The following is a 15194-nucleotide window of genomic DNA, read 5'->3' on the forward strand; positions in this document are numbered from 1 at the left end:
CGATAGCGTCGGCGGGTTCGTCTCGCTCGACAGGAAGACCAGCACGTGTCCCAGGAATCGCCGCACCAGCCGCCGCATCAGCCGCCATACGAGCCTCAGGCCGATCCCGGCGGCGTGAGCCCCCGCCAGGGGGACGCGCCGGCACCGGCGGAGGCGGCGACGCCGTTCGCCCACCCGATGGCGGGCGCCCGGCCCGCTCCCGCGAGCCCGCGGCCGACGTGGACGCACCGTCCTCCTGCCGGATACGGCTATCCGCCGGTTCGTCGTCCGGTGCCTGCGGGCCTGGCCACCGCAGCGATCGTGGTCGCGATCGCCTACGCCGTGTTTCGGCTGGTGCTCGCGCTGCTCTCGATACCGGCGACGGAGGTCTGGGCCGACGCCGCCGAGCGAGGGCTGAGCTATGCCGAGGCCGACTTCGTGGCCTACGACTTCTTCGGCATTCTGCTCTTCCCGCTCGGGATCGCGATCTTCGTCGTCGGCAGTCTCTGGCTCTTCACGAGCCGGAAGTTCGCCGAGGCCGTCAACCCGGCGTTCCACCATCGCCGAGGCGCCGTCTGGGCGTGGATCGGATGGATCGTCCCGGTCGTCAGCCTGTGGTTCCCCTATGTCGTGCTCAGTGACGTCCGCGGGGCGACGATCCGGAACAGGCCCATGCCGGGCATCGGAGTGTGGTGGGCGTGCTGGCTGATCCCTCTCGTCTGCGATCAGATCACCAATCGGCTCACCGGCGGCGTACTGGGCACCGACCCGCTCACGCCGGCGGTCGCCGCCTACCCGGTCATCGAGGGGATCGGTGCGGTGCTGACGGCTGTCGGCTGCTGGCTCTGGGTCGCCATGATCCGCGAACTGACGGCCGCGCAGCGCGAATGGGAAGCGGCTCCGCTCGCCTGACGACCGGTCCGGGCCCCGTCACGTGTCGCGCGAGACGCGGGCGGGGTGGCGAGCGTCCGTCGAGCTCTCAGGGATCGGCCGGGCCGGTACCGGCCGTGGCGAGCAGCGGGCCCAGGGCGCCCAACGTCTCGGCGTAGCGGCTCTCGCGGGTCTGGGCGTCGCCGTCGAGCCGGCCTGCGAGCTCCAGGGAGACGAGTCCGTGGACCAGGCCCCACAGGCCGAGCGCCACCGTCTCGATGCGTGGGGCAGGAGTTCGCGGGACGGCACGTGCGACGGCGTCGCGCAGGACCCCGAACGTCTCCCGGCCGGTGGAACCTCGCTCCGTGGTGCCGGCACCTTCCCCAGGAGACTCGTCGTCGAGGGCGGGCGCGACGCGCCGATCGAACATGACGCGGTAGAAGTGAGGGTCGGACAGCGCGGACGTTCGGTACGCCATCCCGAGGGCGAGGAGGTCCTGGCGGGGGTCACCGGTGTCGGGCACGGCGGCGAGGTGCTCGGCGAAGCGCCGGAAGCCCTCGGTCGTGACCGCCGCGAGGAGCTTCTCGCGTGACCCGAAGAGCGCGTACACCGCGGACGGGCTGGTCCCGGCCTCGGCGGCGACGGCGCGCACCGTGACGCCTGCCTCGCCGCGTTCCGACGTCGTGCGGGAGGCCACCTCCAGCAGCCGGGTGCGCAGCGCGTCGTCGTGGGTCCGGGGGCGTGCCATGCCTTGAGTCTAGAAGCCTTGACGAGAGTTTTCGAACGGTGTTTTATAACAGTGTTACGGAAGCGTCGCAGGGAGACACCGGGGACCCGGCCGCCTGCACGGAAAGAGGTCACACCCATGCTCGAACTGTCCGACGGCGCACGCCTGACCGCCGCCATCGTCCTGCTGACCGTGGTCGGCATCGAATCCGGTGGATTCTTCCTGCTCAAGGTGAGCACCGGGCGCGTACCGGCCACGGATTTCCAGAAGTCGTTCTTCCGTGCCGGGCACGCCCATGCGGGTGTGCTGGTGACCCTCGGTCTGCTCTGCGTGGTGCTGGCGGAAGCCACGGTGCTCACCGGCTTCTGGCACTGGCTCGCGGCCACGGGTGTGCTCGTGGCGGCGGTCCTCCTGCCCGGTGGCTTCTTCTTCGGCGCCATGGGGCGGGACCGCACCCGGCCCAACGGCTTCAGGGTCCTTTTCCCGGTGGGGGCGGTGTTCCTGGCGGCGGGAGTGGTGACACTGGCCGTGGGTCTGTTCCTGTCCTGACGGCGGGCCGGCTTCCGTCCTGACGTGGACGCGGAGCCGGCGCCACGTCCAGTAGGAACCGGACACACCGGGTCGGGTGCGCGGGTGTGTCGGTCTGTCTCGTTACCGTGGGCAGCATCATGGCGACCCGATCCACCCAGGGCGGCAGCCGGAGCGGCAGGCCCCGGAAGTCAGCCCCGCGCAAGCACGCACCACGGCCTCGCAAGGCCAGGGGCGCGAGCCCGGCACGCGGGAAGCCCGCCACCGGCGGGGCACCGGCCGGCGTCGCGCGTTCCTGGCCCGTCCGGGCGGCGCGTGGCACGTGGATGGGCATGGCACACGCCGTCGGAGGCGCGGCACGTGCGGTCGGGCCGCGGGACCAGGACACGACACCCGGGGACGGAGAAGGAGACGTGGGCAAGGCGAGCCGGGCCACAACGGCGAAGGGAACCTCGGGCGACACCGCTTCGAAGACCGGTGGTGCTCCCGAGCCCGATCACCGGGCGGACGGCGTGGGGTTCTTCCTGCTCGCTCTGGCCGTCGTGGTGGCTGCCCGCGAGTGGTGGGGCATCGACGGCGCCTTCGGGGACGGTGTGCACGCGGTCGTGGCAGGCACGCTCGGGGTGGCCGGCGTCGCGCTCCCTGTCCTCCTGCTCTGGATCGCGCTGCGGGTCATGCGGCATCCCGAGCGGGCGCGGGCGAACGGCCGCGTGACGATCGGGCTCGGCTTCGTCGTCGTGTCCGTGTGTTCCCTCGTGCACATCAGCGCCGGACTACCGTCACCCACGGACGGGTTCGGGCCGGTGCAGGACGCCGGCGGCGTGATCGGCTATCTGTTCGCCACGCCCGTGGTGACCGGCCTGACCGAGTGGTTCGCCGTGCCGCTCTACGTGCTCGCGGCGTTCTTCGGACTGCTCATCGTCACGGCCACCCCGGTGCACCGCATCCCTGGCCGCCTGCTGGGGGTCTACGACCGGCTCACCGGCAACCACCGTCCCGGGGACACCGACGATGCGGGGGCCGGTGACGCGACGGCGTCGTCCACCGGGCAGTCCGGCAGGCGTCGCAAGCGCAAGGGCGTCCGGGGCTACGTGGGCGACGAGGCCTTCGAGAAGGCGGCCTACCTCGCGTCCGCCGACGAGGCGTCGGGCAGCGCGTCGGGCCGTGCGGACAAGCTCACCACCCAGCGGATCCCGACCGGCGAGGGAAAGGGCGGCACGGGGGCTCCGGCGATCGGGCCCGGGCTCCTCGACGAGGGGTCGGCAACGCCCCGGAAGAAGTCCGCGCCGAAACCGCCCGCCACCCCGGACCCGATGCCGCGGGGCGAGCAGCCCATGTTCGACGGCGACACCGTCTACCTCCTGCCGGAGGAGTCACTCCTGGTCGAAGGCCCGCCGCACAAGACGAGATCCGCCGCCAACGACCGCGTGGTGGAGTCGCTCACCGGGGTCTTCGAGCAGTTCGGCGTCGATGCGCAGGTCACCGGCTTCACCCGTGGCCCGACCGTCACGCGGTACGAGGTCGAGGTGGGGCCCAAGACCAAGGTCGAACGGATCACCTCCCTCTCGAACAACATCGCGTACGCCGTCGCCAGCGCGGACGTCCGGATCCTGTCGCCGATCCCGGGCAAGTCGGCGATCGGTATCGAGATCCCGAACGCCGACCGCGAGACCGTCGTGCTCGGTGACGTGCTGCGCTCCTCGGCCGCGCGCCGCACCGAGCACCCGATGGTCATGGGCGTCGGCAAGGACGTGGAGGGTGGCTACGTGGTGGCGAACCTCGCCAAGATGCCGCACATCCTCGTCGCCGGGGCCACCGGTGCGGGCAAGTCGAGCTTCATCAACTCGATGATCACCTCGGTGCTCATGCGGGCCACCCCCGAGCAGGTGCGGCTCGTGCTCGTCGACCCGAAACGCGTGGAACTGACGATCTACGAGGGCATTCCGCACCTCATCACGCCGATCATCACCAGTCCCAAGAAGGCCGCCGAGGCACTGGAGTGGGTCGTGCGCGAGATGGACTCCCGCTACGACGACCTCGCGGAGTTCGGGTACAAGCACATCGACGACTTCAACGCCGCCGTGCGGGCCGGCAAGGTCAAGCCGCTGCCCGGCTCCGAGCGCAAGATCGCGCCCTACCCGTACCTGCTGGTCGTGGTCGACGAGCTCGCGGACCTCATGATGGTCGCGCCCCGGGACGTCGAGGCGTCGATCCAGCGGATCACGCAGCTCGCCCGAGCGGCGGGGATCCACCTCGTGCTGGCCACCCAGCGCCCCTCGGTCGATGTCGTCACCGGTCTGATCAAGGCGAACGTGCCGTCGCGGCTCGCGTTCGCGACGTCGTCGCTCGCCGACTCCCGCGTGGTGCTGGATCAGCCGGGGGCCGAGAAGCTCATCGGGCAGGGGGACGCCTTGTTCCTGCCGATGGGCTCCGCGAAGCCGATGCGCGTGCAGGGCGCCTGGGTCACCGAGTCCGAGGTGGAGGCGGTCACGGAGCACGTCAAGGCCCAGCTCAAGCCCGTGTACCGGGAGGACGTCGCGGCGCCGGCCGCCGCGAAGAAGCAGATCGACGAGGACATCGGCGACGATCTCGACCTGCTGCTCCAGGCCGCCGAACTGGTGGTGACGACGCAGTTCGGCTCGACGTCGATGCTGCAGCGCAAGCTGCGCGTCGGGTTCGCCAAGGCGGGCCGCCTCATGGACCTCCTGGAGTCGCGGGAGATCGTCGGGCCGTCCGAGGGCTCCAAGGCCCGCGACGTGCTCGTCGCCGCGGACGACCTGCCCGCGGCGCTCGCGCTCATCCGTGGGGAGTCGACAGGCCTCTACGACCAGGACGAGGCGGATGACGGGCCGGGGGACGAGGACGCCGCCGGGACCGGTTCCGGCGGCGGGGGCACCGACGGCGAGGGGCGTTACCCCTCGGGCGTGGCGATGGCCGAGCGGGAGACCCGCTGACGACGGACCTGCGTGACCGGCCGGCCCGGGCGGCCCACGGGGTGCTGCCCGGCGATTCGGGAAGTGCCCTGGCAGACGGTTAGGGTGGAGCAATGGTCAACGACGCACCGTCGCCCTGGAACGTGGCGAACTACGTCACGATGGTCCGGATCGCGATGGTCCCGTTCTTCGCGTGGGCCCTCCTCACCGACGGCGGGGAGTCCGTGGCCTGGCGCATCGTGGCCACGATCGTCTTCGTGGTGGCCGCGCTCTCCGACAAGGTGGACGGCTACCTGGCCCGGTCCCGCGGCCTCATCACGGATCTGGGCAAGCTTCTCGACCCGATCGCCGACAAGCTCCTCGTGGGCACGGCCCTCGTCCTGTTGTGGTGGCCGCTGGGCGAACTGCCCTGGTGGGTGCCGGTGGTCATCCTCGCGCGTGAGTTCGGCATCACGTTGATGCGCATGGCGGTCCTGAAGTACGCGGTGATGCCTGCCTCGCGGGGCGGGAAGCTCAAGACGGTCCTGCAGGCGGTGGCCATCACCGCGTTCCTGCTGCCGCACGCCGGCCTTCCGTGGCTGACGGTGATCGCCTGGGTCGTCATGGTGGCCGCGGTCGTGGTCACCGTGGTGACCGGCCTCGACTACGCCTACCAGGGGTGGAGGATCCGTCGCTCGGCCAGGCGGACCTCCCCGGCTCAGGCGTGAACGGCGCCGCTCCTGCCGCCGATCTCGCACCCGACCTCCTTGCGAGACTGGGCGCACGGGGCTGGACGCTCGCCGTCGCGGAGTCGCTCACCGGCGGCGGGGTGACATCCGTGCTGGTGTCGGTGCCCGGCGCGTCGACGGTGCTGCGCGGAGGGATCGTGGCCTACGCGACCGATCTCAAGGCACGGCTGCTCGGCGTCGACAGCGGCCTGCTGGCCGTCCGCGGCGCCGTCGACCCGGACGTCGCGACGCGGATGGCCGCCGGGGTCCGCGAGGCGACCGGCGCCGATGTCGGGCTGGCGACCACCGGCGTGGCGGGTCCCGACCCCCAGGACGGGCACGCGCCCGGCCTCGTCTACGTCGCGGTGTCCGCACCCGGCGTGGACCGGGTACGCCGGATCGAGCTCGCCGGGCCACGGCCGGACGTCATCGCCGGAGCGACGTCGGGGGTGCTCGATCTGGCCCTCGAGGTCATCTCGGATTTGTCGTGACCCGTTGCCCAAGGGTGAAACTTCTTGGTCAATTCTTGCAAAACACTTGACGGGAGTGGCCCTCGGGAACAAGAGTCGGAACAGTGACGTTGGACCGGGCGTGATCGCGAACAAGCCGACGGGTCGGACCCGACGTCATGGCTCACCGAGGACGGGGTACCGTAGGACGAACCCCGGAGGAGGCGAGCACACGCGAAAGGCACGTGCGATCGTCTCCCGCGCCACGGGGGCGGACGCATCCGGGAACGAGACAGGCACGGGAAGGGGGCGCGAGATGGTCGTAATGCGGCAAGAGATCGGTGACGTGCTGAGAGATGTGCGTCAGCTCCAGGGGCGCACCCTGCGAGAGGTGTCCTCGGCGGCACGAGTGTCCCTCGGCTACCTCAGCGAGGTCGAGCGCGGTCAGAAGGAGGCGTCGTCCGAGCTTCTCGCGTCGATCTGCGACGCACTGGACGTCCCGTTGTCACGCGTCCTGCGCGAGGTGAGCGACCGGGTCGCGGTCGCGGAAGGAATCCTCCCCCAGATCCCCGACACCATCCCTGCCGACTTCATGCAGGGCATGCTGGCTCGGTGCGACCGCTCCGCGACGAAGCGGGACATCGCACGCGAGGACCTGGCTCCGGTCGGCTGACCGGAGGCCGTCCGCGGATCTCACGACGGGCGCACCACCTGCCGGTGGGGCGCCCGTTCTCATGCCTCGGTGCGCCGTGACCGGTCGGCCTGGCAGTTCGGGCACCAGAACACCGGTCGCTCGAACGGCGCTTCGTTGGCCGTGCCGACGGCGATCGGTGTGCGACAGCGGCGGCACGGCTGTCCCAGCCGTCCGTGCACGGCCCTCTCGACGGAGCCCAAACCGTCGCGGCGCGCGACGCGGATGCTGCGCCACATCAGCTCGCGTGCGGTCAGGAGGAGCGTCGTGGCGCCGTCCTCGCCGAGCGCGCCGGCCGGGGCCCACGGGTACACGCGCCGGGCGAACAGCGACTCGGCCATCCAGATGGTCCCGAGCCCGGCCACGGTGCGCTGATCGAGCAGGGCGTCGCACAGGGCCCGGTCGGGGTCACGGACGAGCGCGGCGACGCCGTCGGGCAGGCGCGAGCCCGGGACGTCGGGTGCGAAGCGGTCGGCGAGGACGTCGGGCCCGAGCCCGGCCAGGATCCGCGGTTCGTCCCGGGTCGCGAGCAGGTCGAGCATGCCGAGTTGCCATCCCGTGCATGTCCAGTTCCGGGTCCCGAGGACGGCGCGGATCGCCGGGCTGCGAGCGGCCGCGCCACGGGACCCGGTGCGGTCGACGCGCCACCGTCCCTCCATGCGCAGATGGGTGTGCAGGGTCCGGCCGTCGTCGAACCGGGTCAGCAGGTGCTTCCCGTAGGGCACCGTGCCGAGCACCGTCGCGCCGACCAGGTGGGCGGCGGCAGCACTCGGCCAACGCAGTTCCGCGCGCGTCAGAACCTGGCCCGCCAGGGCGGCATCCAGGCGTTCGGCCGTCAGGCGCAGGACGTCACCCTCGGGCATGCGGCACCCGTAGCCCACGGGGCGTGACGGCGAATCCTGCGGCCGTCAGCGCCTCGGCGACAGCGTTCCCGGACGCCGAGGCCTGAACGGCGCCGAGGCCGTCGAGCCGCTGCACCACGAGCCTGCCGAGCGTACCCGTGGCCGCTGTCCGGGCCAGGCCGGTGGCCGCCGCCGCGAGACGTGCGGGAGTGCGGTCGAACGACAGCACGCTGCGCCCCCCGCGCTCCACGTACAGCACGAGGCTTCCCTCCACCAGCACGACGAGCGACCCGGCCTTGCGGCCGGGCCGGTGCGTGCCGCCCGGCCGGGTGCCGGCCTCGGACGACGCCGGGACGGTACCGGACGACGCCGGGACGGGGCCGGGGCCGTCCCGACCCGACGGGTGGGTGGCCCGAGTGGCTCCGGCTGCCGTCCCCGCGTCCACGTCCTCGGTGGCCACCGGCGTGGCGGGCCACGCCAGAGCGGCGCCGTACGGGTTCGCCGGATCCGTCGCGGCGAGGACGACGGCGGTCGGCGGCCGGTCGCTCTCGATCCGGCGGGTACGGTCCTGGGCGTCGTGCCGGAGCCCGTCGACGGCACCGGGGAGCGCGAACTGCGACCCACCGAGATGCTCGACGAAGTATCCGCGACGTACGCCGCCGCGCTGCTCCATCTCGGACAGCACCCGGTAGACGTCGCGATAGCCCCCCGTCACCCCCTCGGCGGCCGCGGCGGGGCGCGTGAGCACGCCGTGCCGGTCCAGGAGCACCTGCGCCGTGGCGTGGGCGCGCAGGGTCGGATCCTTCTCGCGCGGTGGCAGCGCGGCCCACCGGCCGCCACCACCCCGCGGGGTGCGCGGCGCCGGGAGCGCCGAGGAGGGGCGGCCGGGCGACATCGCGGGGGAGTGGATCGCGAACCGCGAGCGGCGTACCGGGCGCGCACGACCGGAGCCGCGGGGTGCGCGGTGGGCGCCTCCGGTCCCGCCGAGTCTCTCGCGGAGAGCGCCGAGCCCGTCGTTCGTCACCAGGCCGGCCCACGTGAGGTCCCAGAGCGTCTCGAGCACGGCGTCCGGCTCGGCGTCGGCGAGCTCGGCGATCCTCGGAAGGAAGTGGCCGCCGGACCCGCTCAGCAGGTCGAGCACGGCGCGGTGCAGACCGGTGTCCAGCGGGCCGTCCGGCTCGATCGGCACGGGTTCGGGGAGCGTGAGTGCCGCGCCGTCGGCCAGGTGCAGGGAGACGAGGCCGTCCCCGCCGCCCGACCCGGGAAGCCTGCCGTGGCCGCACCACAGGACCTCCCCGGCGGCGGTGAGCTCGTCGAGCAGCCCTGGGCGGTAGTCCGGCACGCGCGCCGGCAGCACCAGCGTCTCCAGAGCCGATGCCGGAACCGCCACGCCGGCGAGCTGCTCGACGACCTGGAGCAGCCCGTCCGTTCCTCGCAGCGCGCCCGAGCCGACCCCCTGCCAGCGCGGAAGGAAGACACCGAGGGATGCCTGTTCCACCGGCTCCACCTCGGCCCGCAGCGCCGCGAGCGAGCGGCGCCGCAGCACCCGCAGGACGGCGGGATCGCACCACTCGTCGCCGGTGCCGCCCAGCGTGTCGGGCAGCAGCCGCCCGCGGACGACGTGCCCGGCCGTCTCGAGGCGGGCGAGGGTCTCGGACGCGACGGCCGGACCGATCCCGAACCTGTCGGCGACGTCGTACGCGGTGAAGGGGCCGTGGGTGCGGGCGTGTCGGCGGACCAGGTCACCGAGGGGGTCGGCGACCGGTTCGGTGAACGTCTCTGGGATGCCCGTGGGCAGCGCGACGCCGAGCGCGTCGCGCAGGCGCCCGGAGTCCTCGATGACGGCCCACTGCTCGGCGTCGGCCGTCGTCGTCCGGCCCGCGATGCGGACACGGACGACACGGCGGGCGCGTTCCAGATCCGCCAGCCAGTCCGGCAGGTCGGGACGGCGGTCCTCGTCCGTCCGCGCCTCGAGAGCCCCGGCGGGATGCGGGCCCGTGCGTCGCAACAGGTCCCACAGTGCCTCGGCGTCCCGGGCGTGCCGGTCCGGAGCGATGCACTGCAGCTCGGCCTGCGTCTGCTGGATCGCGTCCGGGTCGAGCAGGTCGGCGAGGTCGGCGGACCGCTCGCCGAGCAACTCGCTGAGCAGGTCCGGATCGAGCGACAGCGCGGCAGCACGGCGCTCGGCGAGCGGGGCGTCGCCGTCGTAGAGGAACTGAGCGGTGTACCCGACGAGAAGGGCCTGCGCGAACGGGGACGGCGACTCGGTGGTGGCCTCCAGGACGCGGGTCCGGCCGGCGGCCGTGTCCCGCATGAGGTCGGCGAGCGCGGCGACGTCGAAGTCGTCCTGCAGGCACTCGCGAGCCGCCTCCAGCACAATCGGGAACTCCGGGAACTCCGACGCGACCTGCAACAACTGGGCAGAGCGCTGGCGCTGCTGCCACAGCGGCTGCCGCTTGCCCGGGCGGCGGCGGGGCAGGAGCAGCGCCCGGGCCGCTGCCTCCCGGAACCGGGCGGCGAACATCACCGACGAACCCAGTTCGTCGCGCACGGCCCCGAACACCTCGTCGGGCTCGATGAGCAGGTCCTCGAGGGCTATGCCGTCGCCGCCCGGCCCGGGCTCGCCGTCCCCGGCGTCCCAGGCGCTCCCGCTGTCCGGCAGGCGCAGCACGATGCCGTCGTCGGAGTGCATGGCGGCGACGTCGACGCCGAACCGCGCGCGCAGCCGCGCGGCGATCACGAGGGACCACGGTGCGTGCACCCGGGCGCCGAACGGGGAGTGGATCACCACTCGCCAGTCCCCGAGTTCGTCGCGGAAGCGCTCGACGACGATCGTCCGGTCGTCCGGCACCCGCCCTGTCGCCTCGCGCTGCTGGACGAGGTAGGCCGCGAGATTGTCCGCCGCCCAGGGATCGAGCCCGGCTTCCTGCAGGCGGGCACGTCCCCCGGCGGGGTCGTCGGCCAGCGCGGCGTCCGCCTGCCGGACGAACGCGCCGACGGCGCGGCCGAGCTCGGCGGGGCGGCCGGGCGTGTCGCCCTTCCAGAACGGGAGGCGGCCCGGAAGTCCTGGCGCGGGGGAGACGAGCACGCGGTCGGGGGTGATGTCCTCGATGCGCCAGGTGCTCGACCCGAGGGTGAAGGTGTCACCGACCCGTGACTCGTACACCATCTCCTCGTCGAGCTCGCCCACGCGTTTGCCGCCTCGTGCGGTTCTGTCGCCGCCGGTGTCGTCCGTGGCGAGGAAGACGCCGTACTGGCCCCGGTCGGGGATGGTTCCCCCGCTCGTCGCCGCCAGACGGAGCGCGCCTCGTCGGCCCCGCAGGAGGCCCGTGGTGCGGTCCCACGTGATCCTGGCACGCAGCTCGGCGAAGTCCTCGCTCGGGTACCGCCCGGCCAGCATGTCGAGCACGGCGTGCCACGTGGCGTCGCCCAGGCCGGTGTACGGCGCGGCACGGCGTACGACGGCGAGCAGGTCGTCCGCGTGCCAGTCGTCAACGGCGAGCATCGCCACCACTTGCTGCGACAGGACGTCGAGCGGATTGGCGGGGACATGGAGGTGCTCGATCTCGCCCTCGCGCATGCGCTGTGCGATCACCGTCGACGGCACCAGGTCTCCCCGGAACATCGGGAAGACCACGCCCTTCGACACCGCGCCGACCTGGTGCCCCGCACGGCCGATGCGCTGCAGGCCGCTCGCCACCGACGGCGGCGAACCCACCTGGACCACCAGGTCGACCGCCCCCATGTCGATGCCGAGCTCCAGGGAACTGGTCGCGACCACCGACGGCAGCAGGCCCGCCTTCAACTCGGACTCCGTCTGCGTACGCTCGTTCCGGCTCATCGAGCCGTGGTGCGCCCGCGCGATCACCGGGAGCTCCGCCGGAATGCCCGGCGCGGCCTCGGGCATGCCCCGCCCGGGGGGCGCACCGTCCGTGCCCGCCTGGTTCGCACCGCGAGCGGGGGGCCCGGTCACGCCTGCCGCGGTGCCCGACTGGCCTGGCACTGCGGCGGCCCAGGTCTCGGAGGGGTCGGCGACATCGGCTCCCTGGCGCTGCACCCACACCTCGTTCATGCGCGCCGTCAGGCGCTCGGCCCCACGCCGGGAGTTCGTGAACACCAGTGTCGAGGTGTGTTCCGCGACGAGGTCGACGACCCGCTCCTCCACATGAGGCCATACCGAGGCGCGTCGCAGCGGCCGGGTCGCCGCCCCTGTGAGGTCGAGGTCGCCCGGCCCGACCGCCGTCGGCGGGCTGGTGCCGTCGGGCGTGGCAAGAGCACCGGTGCCCGCGCTCACCGAGTGCGGATCGGGCGTACCGACGGCATCCAGGTCCGTCAGGTCCGGCACCGGCACGACGACGTCGATGTCCCACTTCTTGACCACCGAAGGCTGCACGACGGACACCGCCCGCGCGCCGTCGCCGTCCCGGCCACCGGCCAGGAACCGGGAGACGGCGTCCACCGGCCGGACCGTCGCGGAGAGCCCGATCCGCTGGGCGGGCCGTTCCAGCAGCTCGTCCAGGCGCTCGAGGCTCAGGGCGAGGTGCGCACCGCGTTTGGTCCCCGCCACCGCGTGGATCTCGTCCACGATCACCGTCTCCACGCCGGCCAGGCCCGCGCGAGCCTGGGACGTGAGCACGAGGAAGAGCGATTCCGGCGTCGTGATCAGGACGTCCGGCGGGCGCGTGGCGAACGCGCGGCGCTCCGCCTGCGGCGTGTCACCCGTCCGGACGCCCACCGTGACATCGTTCACGGGAAGACGCCCGCGCACGGCGGCCTGCCGGATCCCGGCGAGCGGGGAGCGGAGGTTCCGCTCCACATCGGTGGCCAGCGCCTTGAGCGGTGAGACGTACAGGACGCGGCAGCGGCGGGCGGGATCCTCGGGTGCGGCCGAGGTCATGAGGCGATCGATCGCCCAGAGGAACGCTGCGAGTGTCTTCCCCGAACCGGTCGGCGCGACCACGAGTGCGTGGTCACCCCGTGCGATCGCGTCCCACGCGCCGGTCTGCGCGGTGGTGGGCTGCTCGAAGGCACCGGTGAACCAGGACCGGGTGGCGGCTCCGAACGCGGGAAGTGGATCGGTCATGCAGCCATTGTGGTCCGGGACACTGACACTAGGCTGATCCGGTGCGGCACAGCGATTTCCAGCGGTTGGTGGACGAGGTCTTCGGCTCGGCGTACGGGCGCGTCCTGGTACGGGAGCAGGTGCTGCCCAAGCTGGGGAACCGCACGCCCGAGGACGCGCTGACGGCGGGGTTCGAGCCACGCGACGTGTGGCATGCGTTGTGCGACGCGCTCGACGTCCCCGAGCCGGAGCGCTGGGGAGCCGACGATCACCGGCAGGCTCCACCCTCGCGGTAGAGGAAGGGCGGGTTCGTTCCTCGTTCCGGTGTGTCGGCATTGCATCGAACAGACGTTCGTCTAGACTCGAACCACAGGCACGGATTCCGGAACCTTGTCGACAGGCTGGGGCCGGAGAAGGCGTCCGTGTCAGTGGGTCCGCGTACCGTCGCTCCTGACGTCCCGGGTACAGCCCGGAGGACCCATCCGGACCGGCGCACAGGGCGCCCCGAGATCAGAAGGTGAACACATGCCAGCACCGGCAGACCGCGAGAAGGCCCTTGAGGCAGCTCTCGCCCAGATCGACCGCAGTTTCGGCAAGGGCTCGGTCATGCGCCTCGGGGAGGAGACCCGTGCCCCCGTCGAGGTGGTCCCCACCGGTTCCATCGCGCTGGACGTGGCGCTCGGGATCGGAGGCCTGCCCCGCGGCCGTATCGTCGAGGTGTACGGGCCGGAGTCGTCAGGTAAGACGACGATCGCGCTCCACGCCGTCGCCAACGCGCAGAAGGCGGGCGGGATCGCCGCCTTCGTCGACGCCGAGCACGCCCTGGACCCCGAGTACGCGAAGAAGCTCGGCGTCGACACGGACGCGCTCCTCGTCTCCCAGCCGGACACGGGTGAGCAGGCGCTGGAGATCGCGGACATGCTGATCCGCTCCGGCGCCCTGGACATCATCGTCATCGACTCCGTCGCCGCCCTGACGCCCAAGGCCGAGATCGAGGGTGAGATGGGCGACAGCCACGTCGGCCTGCAGGCCCGGCTGATGTCGCAGGCCCTGAGGAAGATCACCGGTGCGCTCAACGCCTCGGGGACGACGGCGATCTTCATCAACCAGCTGCGCGAGAAGATCGGCGTGTTCTTCGGGAGCCCCGAGACGACCACCGGCGGTAAGGCACTGAAGTTCTACGCCTCGGTCCGCATGGACATCCGTCGGATCGAGACCCTCAAGGAGGGCACGGAACCGGTCGGTAACCGTACGCGGGTGAAGGTCGTCAAGAACAAGATGGCCCCGCCCTTCAAGCAGGCGGAGTTCGACATCCTCTACGGCGTCGGCATCTCTCGCGAGGGCGGCCTCATCGACATGGGCGTGGACCACGGATTCGTACGCAAGTCCGGTTCGTGGTTCACCTACGAGGGCGACCAGCTGGGCCAGGGCAAGGAGAACGCGCGATCGTTCCTCCGTGACAACCCGGACCTCGCTGCCGAGCTGGAGAAGCGCATCAAGGAGAAGCTCGGCATCGGCCCGCGGGTCGACGCGCCGGCGGAGGGCGGCTCGGGTGACACGGATGCCGCCCCTTCGGGGACGGTCGCCGCGGCGTCCTCCTCGGGCCGTGCGACGGCCACTGCCAAGACGGGTGCGAAGGCGGCGGCCAAGTCCGGGGCCAAGGCGACGCGCACCCGCACGACCAAGGCCAAGGCGGCGGACGGGGCCGATTCCGCTGCTGAGGCCGCTGCTGCGAAGGCACCGTTCTGACGGTGCAGTACCGTGGTGAGGCGCCCGGTTCCGGCGTGGGGAAGCGTCGGAGCCGGGCACCACGAACGTCCGTCGCCGAGCGCCTCGACGCCGGTGAGATCACTCACGAGGAAGCGCTCGACTCGGCGCGTGAGGCGCTGCTCCGCATCCTGACTGCGGCTCAGAAATCACGCCACGAGCTGGAGCAGTCGCTCGCCCGGAAGGGCTACCCGGAATCGGTGGTGACCCCTCTCCTGGAGCGCTTCGACGAGGTCGGCCTCGTCGACGACGCCGCCTACGCCGGGACGATCGTCCGCACCCGACATGGTGAACGCGGGCTGGCCCGCCGGGCCATTTCCGCGGAGCTACGACGCCGCGGCATCGACGAGGAGACCGCCGTCGAAGCGCTCGACCAGATCGACGCCGACGACGAACGAGCCGCTGGTGCGCGCCTGGCCGAGAAGCTGATCGCCAGGACCCGGGGTCGGGAGCGTGATGTACGCATCCGGCGTGCCGTCAGCTCGCTCGCCCGGAAGGGCTACGCGCCAGGGCTCGCGTTCGAACTCGTCCGGGACGCCCTCGCCGCGGACGGCGAGGAGACCGACGACCTGCCGTTCGCGGACTGAGCGCCCCGGCACGGCGCCCGCGGCGAACAAGCGCCTGGCCGGTCCTTCCGTG

12 protein-coding genes are annotated in these 15194 nt (G+C 72.3%); 9 read left to right on the forward strand and 3 right to left on the reverse strand.

Going from position 1 to position 15194, the window contains the following annotated elements; translation table 11 throughout:
- Window positions 1-114 precede the first annotated feature (114 nt).
- Window positions 115-891 (forward strand): DUF4328 domain-containing protein, encoded by a 777-nt coding sequence (locus J0911_RS00110; RefSeq protein WP_207273367.1) that lies wholly within the window; start codon window positions 115-117, stop codon window positions 889-891.
- Between the two features lie 67 nt (window positions 892-958).
- Here the strand turns inward: J0911_RS00110 and J0911_RS00115 are convergent, their stop codons facing one another.
- Window positions 959-1597 carry a TetR/AcrR family transcriptional regulator gene (locus tag J0911_RS00115; protein ID WP_207273368.1) on the reverse strand — a complete coding sequence of 213 codons (639 nt, stop codon included), beginning with the start codon at window positions 1595-1597 and terminating at the stop codon, window positions 959-961.
- 117 nt (window positions 1598-1714) lie between these two features.
- Between J0911_RS00115 and J0911_RS00120 the strand changes: the two genes are divergently transcribed.
- The 5 genes from J0911_RS00120 (at window position 1715) to J0911_RS00140 (ending at window position 6866) form a co-directional block, all read left to right on the forward strand.
- Window positions 1715-2125: a hypothetical protein gene (locus J0911_RS00120; protein WP_207273369.1), complete on the forward strand. Its 411-nt coding sequence runs from the start codon at window positions 1715-1717 to the stop codon at window positions 2123-2125.
- A gap of 119 nt (window positions 2126-2244) precedes the next feature.
- Window positions 2245-5058: an FtsK/SpoIIIE family DNA translocase gene (locus J0911_RS00125; protein ID WP_242636064.1), complete on the forward strand. Its 2814-nt coding sequence runs from the start codon at window positions 2245-2247 to the stop codon at window positions 5056-5058.
- 92 nt (window positions 5059-5150) lie between these two features.
- Entirely contained in the window at window positions 5151-5744 is a 594-nt protein-coding gene (gene pgsA, locus J0911_RS00130; RefSeq protein ID WP_207273371.1) for a CDP-diacylglycerol--glycerol-3-phosphate 3-phosphatidyltransferase, read from the forward strand.
- Entirely contained in the window at window positions 5741-6235 is a 495-nt protein-coding gene (locus J0911_RS00135; RefSeq protein ID WP_207273372.1) for a CinA family protein, read from the forward strand. The genes pgsA and J0911_RS00135 overlap by 4 nt, the downstream gene beginning before the upstream one ends.
- Before the next feature lie 274 nt (window positions 6236-6509).
- A complete protein-coding gene (locus tag J0911_RS00140; RefSeq protein WP_192861128.1) occupies window positions 6510-6866 on the forward strand; it encodes a helix-turn-helix domain-containing protein in 357 nt (118 codons plus the stop codon).
- A gap of 59 nt (window positions 6867-6925) precedes the next feature.
- On the opposite strand, the gene J0911_RS00145 is transcribed toward J0911_RS00140, so the two are convergent.
- Window positions 6926-7747: a DNA-formamidopyrimidine glycosylase family protein gene (locus J0911_RS00145; RefSeq protein WP_207273373.1), complete on the reverse strand. Its 822-nt coding sequence runs from the start codon at window positions 7745-7747 to the stop codon at window positions 6926-6928.
- The gene (locus J0911_RS00150) at window positions 7734-12809 is read right to left on the reverse strand and encodes an Lhr family helicase (protein WP_207273374.1); all 5076 of its coding nucleotides are present in this window, start codon (window positions 12807-12809) and stop codon (window positions 7734-7736) included. The genes J0911_RS00145 and J0911_RS00150 overlap by 14 nt, the downstream gene beginning before the upstream one ends.
- 41 nt (window positions 12810-12850) lie before the next feature.
- On the opposite strand from J0911_RS00150, the gene J0911_RS00155 reads away from it, so the two are divergent.
- From J0911_RS00155 to J0911_RS00165, 3 genes are all read left to right on the forward strand, one after another.
- The gene (locus J0911_RS00155) at window positions 12851-13084 is read left to right on the forward strand and encodes a DUF3046 domain-containing protein (protein ID WP_207273375.1); all 234 of its coding nucleotides are present in this window, start codon (window positions 12851-12853) and stop codon (window positions 13082-13084) included.
- A 229-nt stretch (window positions 13085-13313) separates the two neighbouring features.
- Window positions 13314-14537 (forward strand): recombinase RecA, encoded by a 1224-nt coding sequence (recA, locus tag J0911_RS00160; RefSeq protein WP_207273376.1) that lies wholly within the window; start codon window positions 13314-13316, stop codon window positions 14535-14537.
- Window positions 14538-14539: 2 nt separating this feature from the next.
- Entirely contained in the window at window positions 14540-15142 is a 603-nt protein-coding gene (locus J0911_RS00165) for a regulatory protein RecX (RefSeq protein ID WP_307864835.1), read from the forward strand.
- Window positions 15143-15194: the final 52 nt, after the last annotated feature.

This window comes from Myceligenerans salitolerans, assembly GCF_017349295.1.
GTDB lineage: Bacteria > Actinomycetota > Actinomycetes > Actinomycetales > Cellulomonadaceae > Myceligenerans > Myceligenerans salitolerans.

What these genes read in the sequence shown, in the direction of transcription:
- J0911_RS00115 (WP_207273368.1), bottom strand. Translation starts at nt 1,597, where the DNA reads ATGGCACGCCCCCGGACCCACGACGACGCGCTGCGCACCCGGCTGCTG.
- J0911_RS00120 (WP_207273369.1), top strand. Translation starts at nt 1,715, where the DNA reads ATGCTCGAACTGTCCGACGGCGCACGCCTGACCGCCGCCATCGTCCTG.
- J0911_RS00125 (WP_242636064.1), top strand. Translation starts at nt 2,245, where the DNA reads ATGGCGACCCGATCCACCCAGGGCGGCAGCCGGAGCGGCAGGCCCCGG.
- pgsA (WP_207273371.1), top strand. Translation starts at nt 5,151, where the DNA reads ATGGTCAACGACGCACCGTCGCCCTGGAACGTGGCGAACTACGTCACG.
- J0911_RS00140 (WP_192861128.1), top strand. Translation starts at nt 6,510, where the DNA reads ATGGTCGTAATGCGGCAAGAGATCGGTGACGTGCTGAGAGATGTGCGT.
- J0911_RS00145 (WP_207273373.1), bottom strand. Translation starts at nt 7,747, where the DNA reads ATGCCCGAGGGTGACGTCCTGCGCCTGACGGCCGAACGCCTGGATGCC.
- J0911_RS00150 (WP_207273374.1), bottom strand. Translation starts at nt 12,809, where the DNA reads ATGACCGATCCACTTCCCGCGTTCGGAGCCGCCACCCGGTCCTGGTTC.
- recA (WP_207273376.1), top strand. Translation starts at nt 13,314, where the DNA reads ATGCCAGCACCGGCAGACCGCGAGAAGGCCCTTGAGGCAGCTCTCGCC.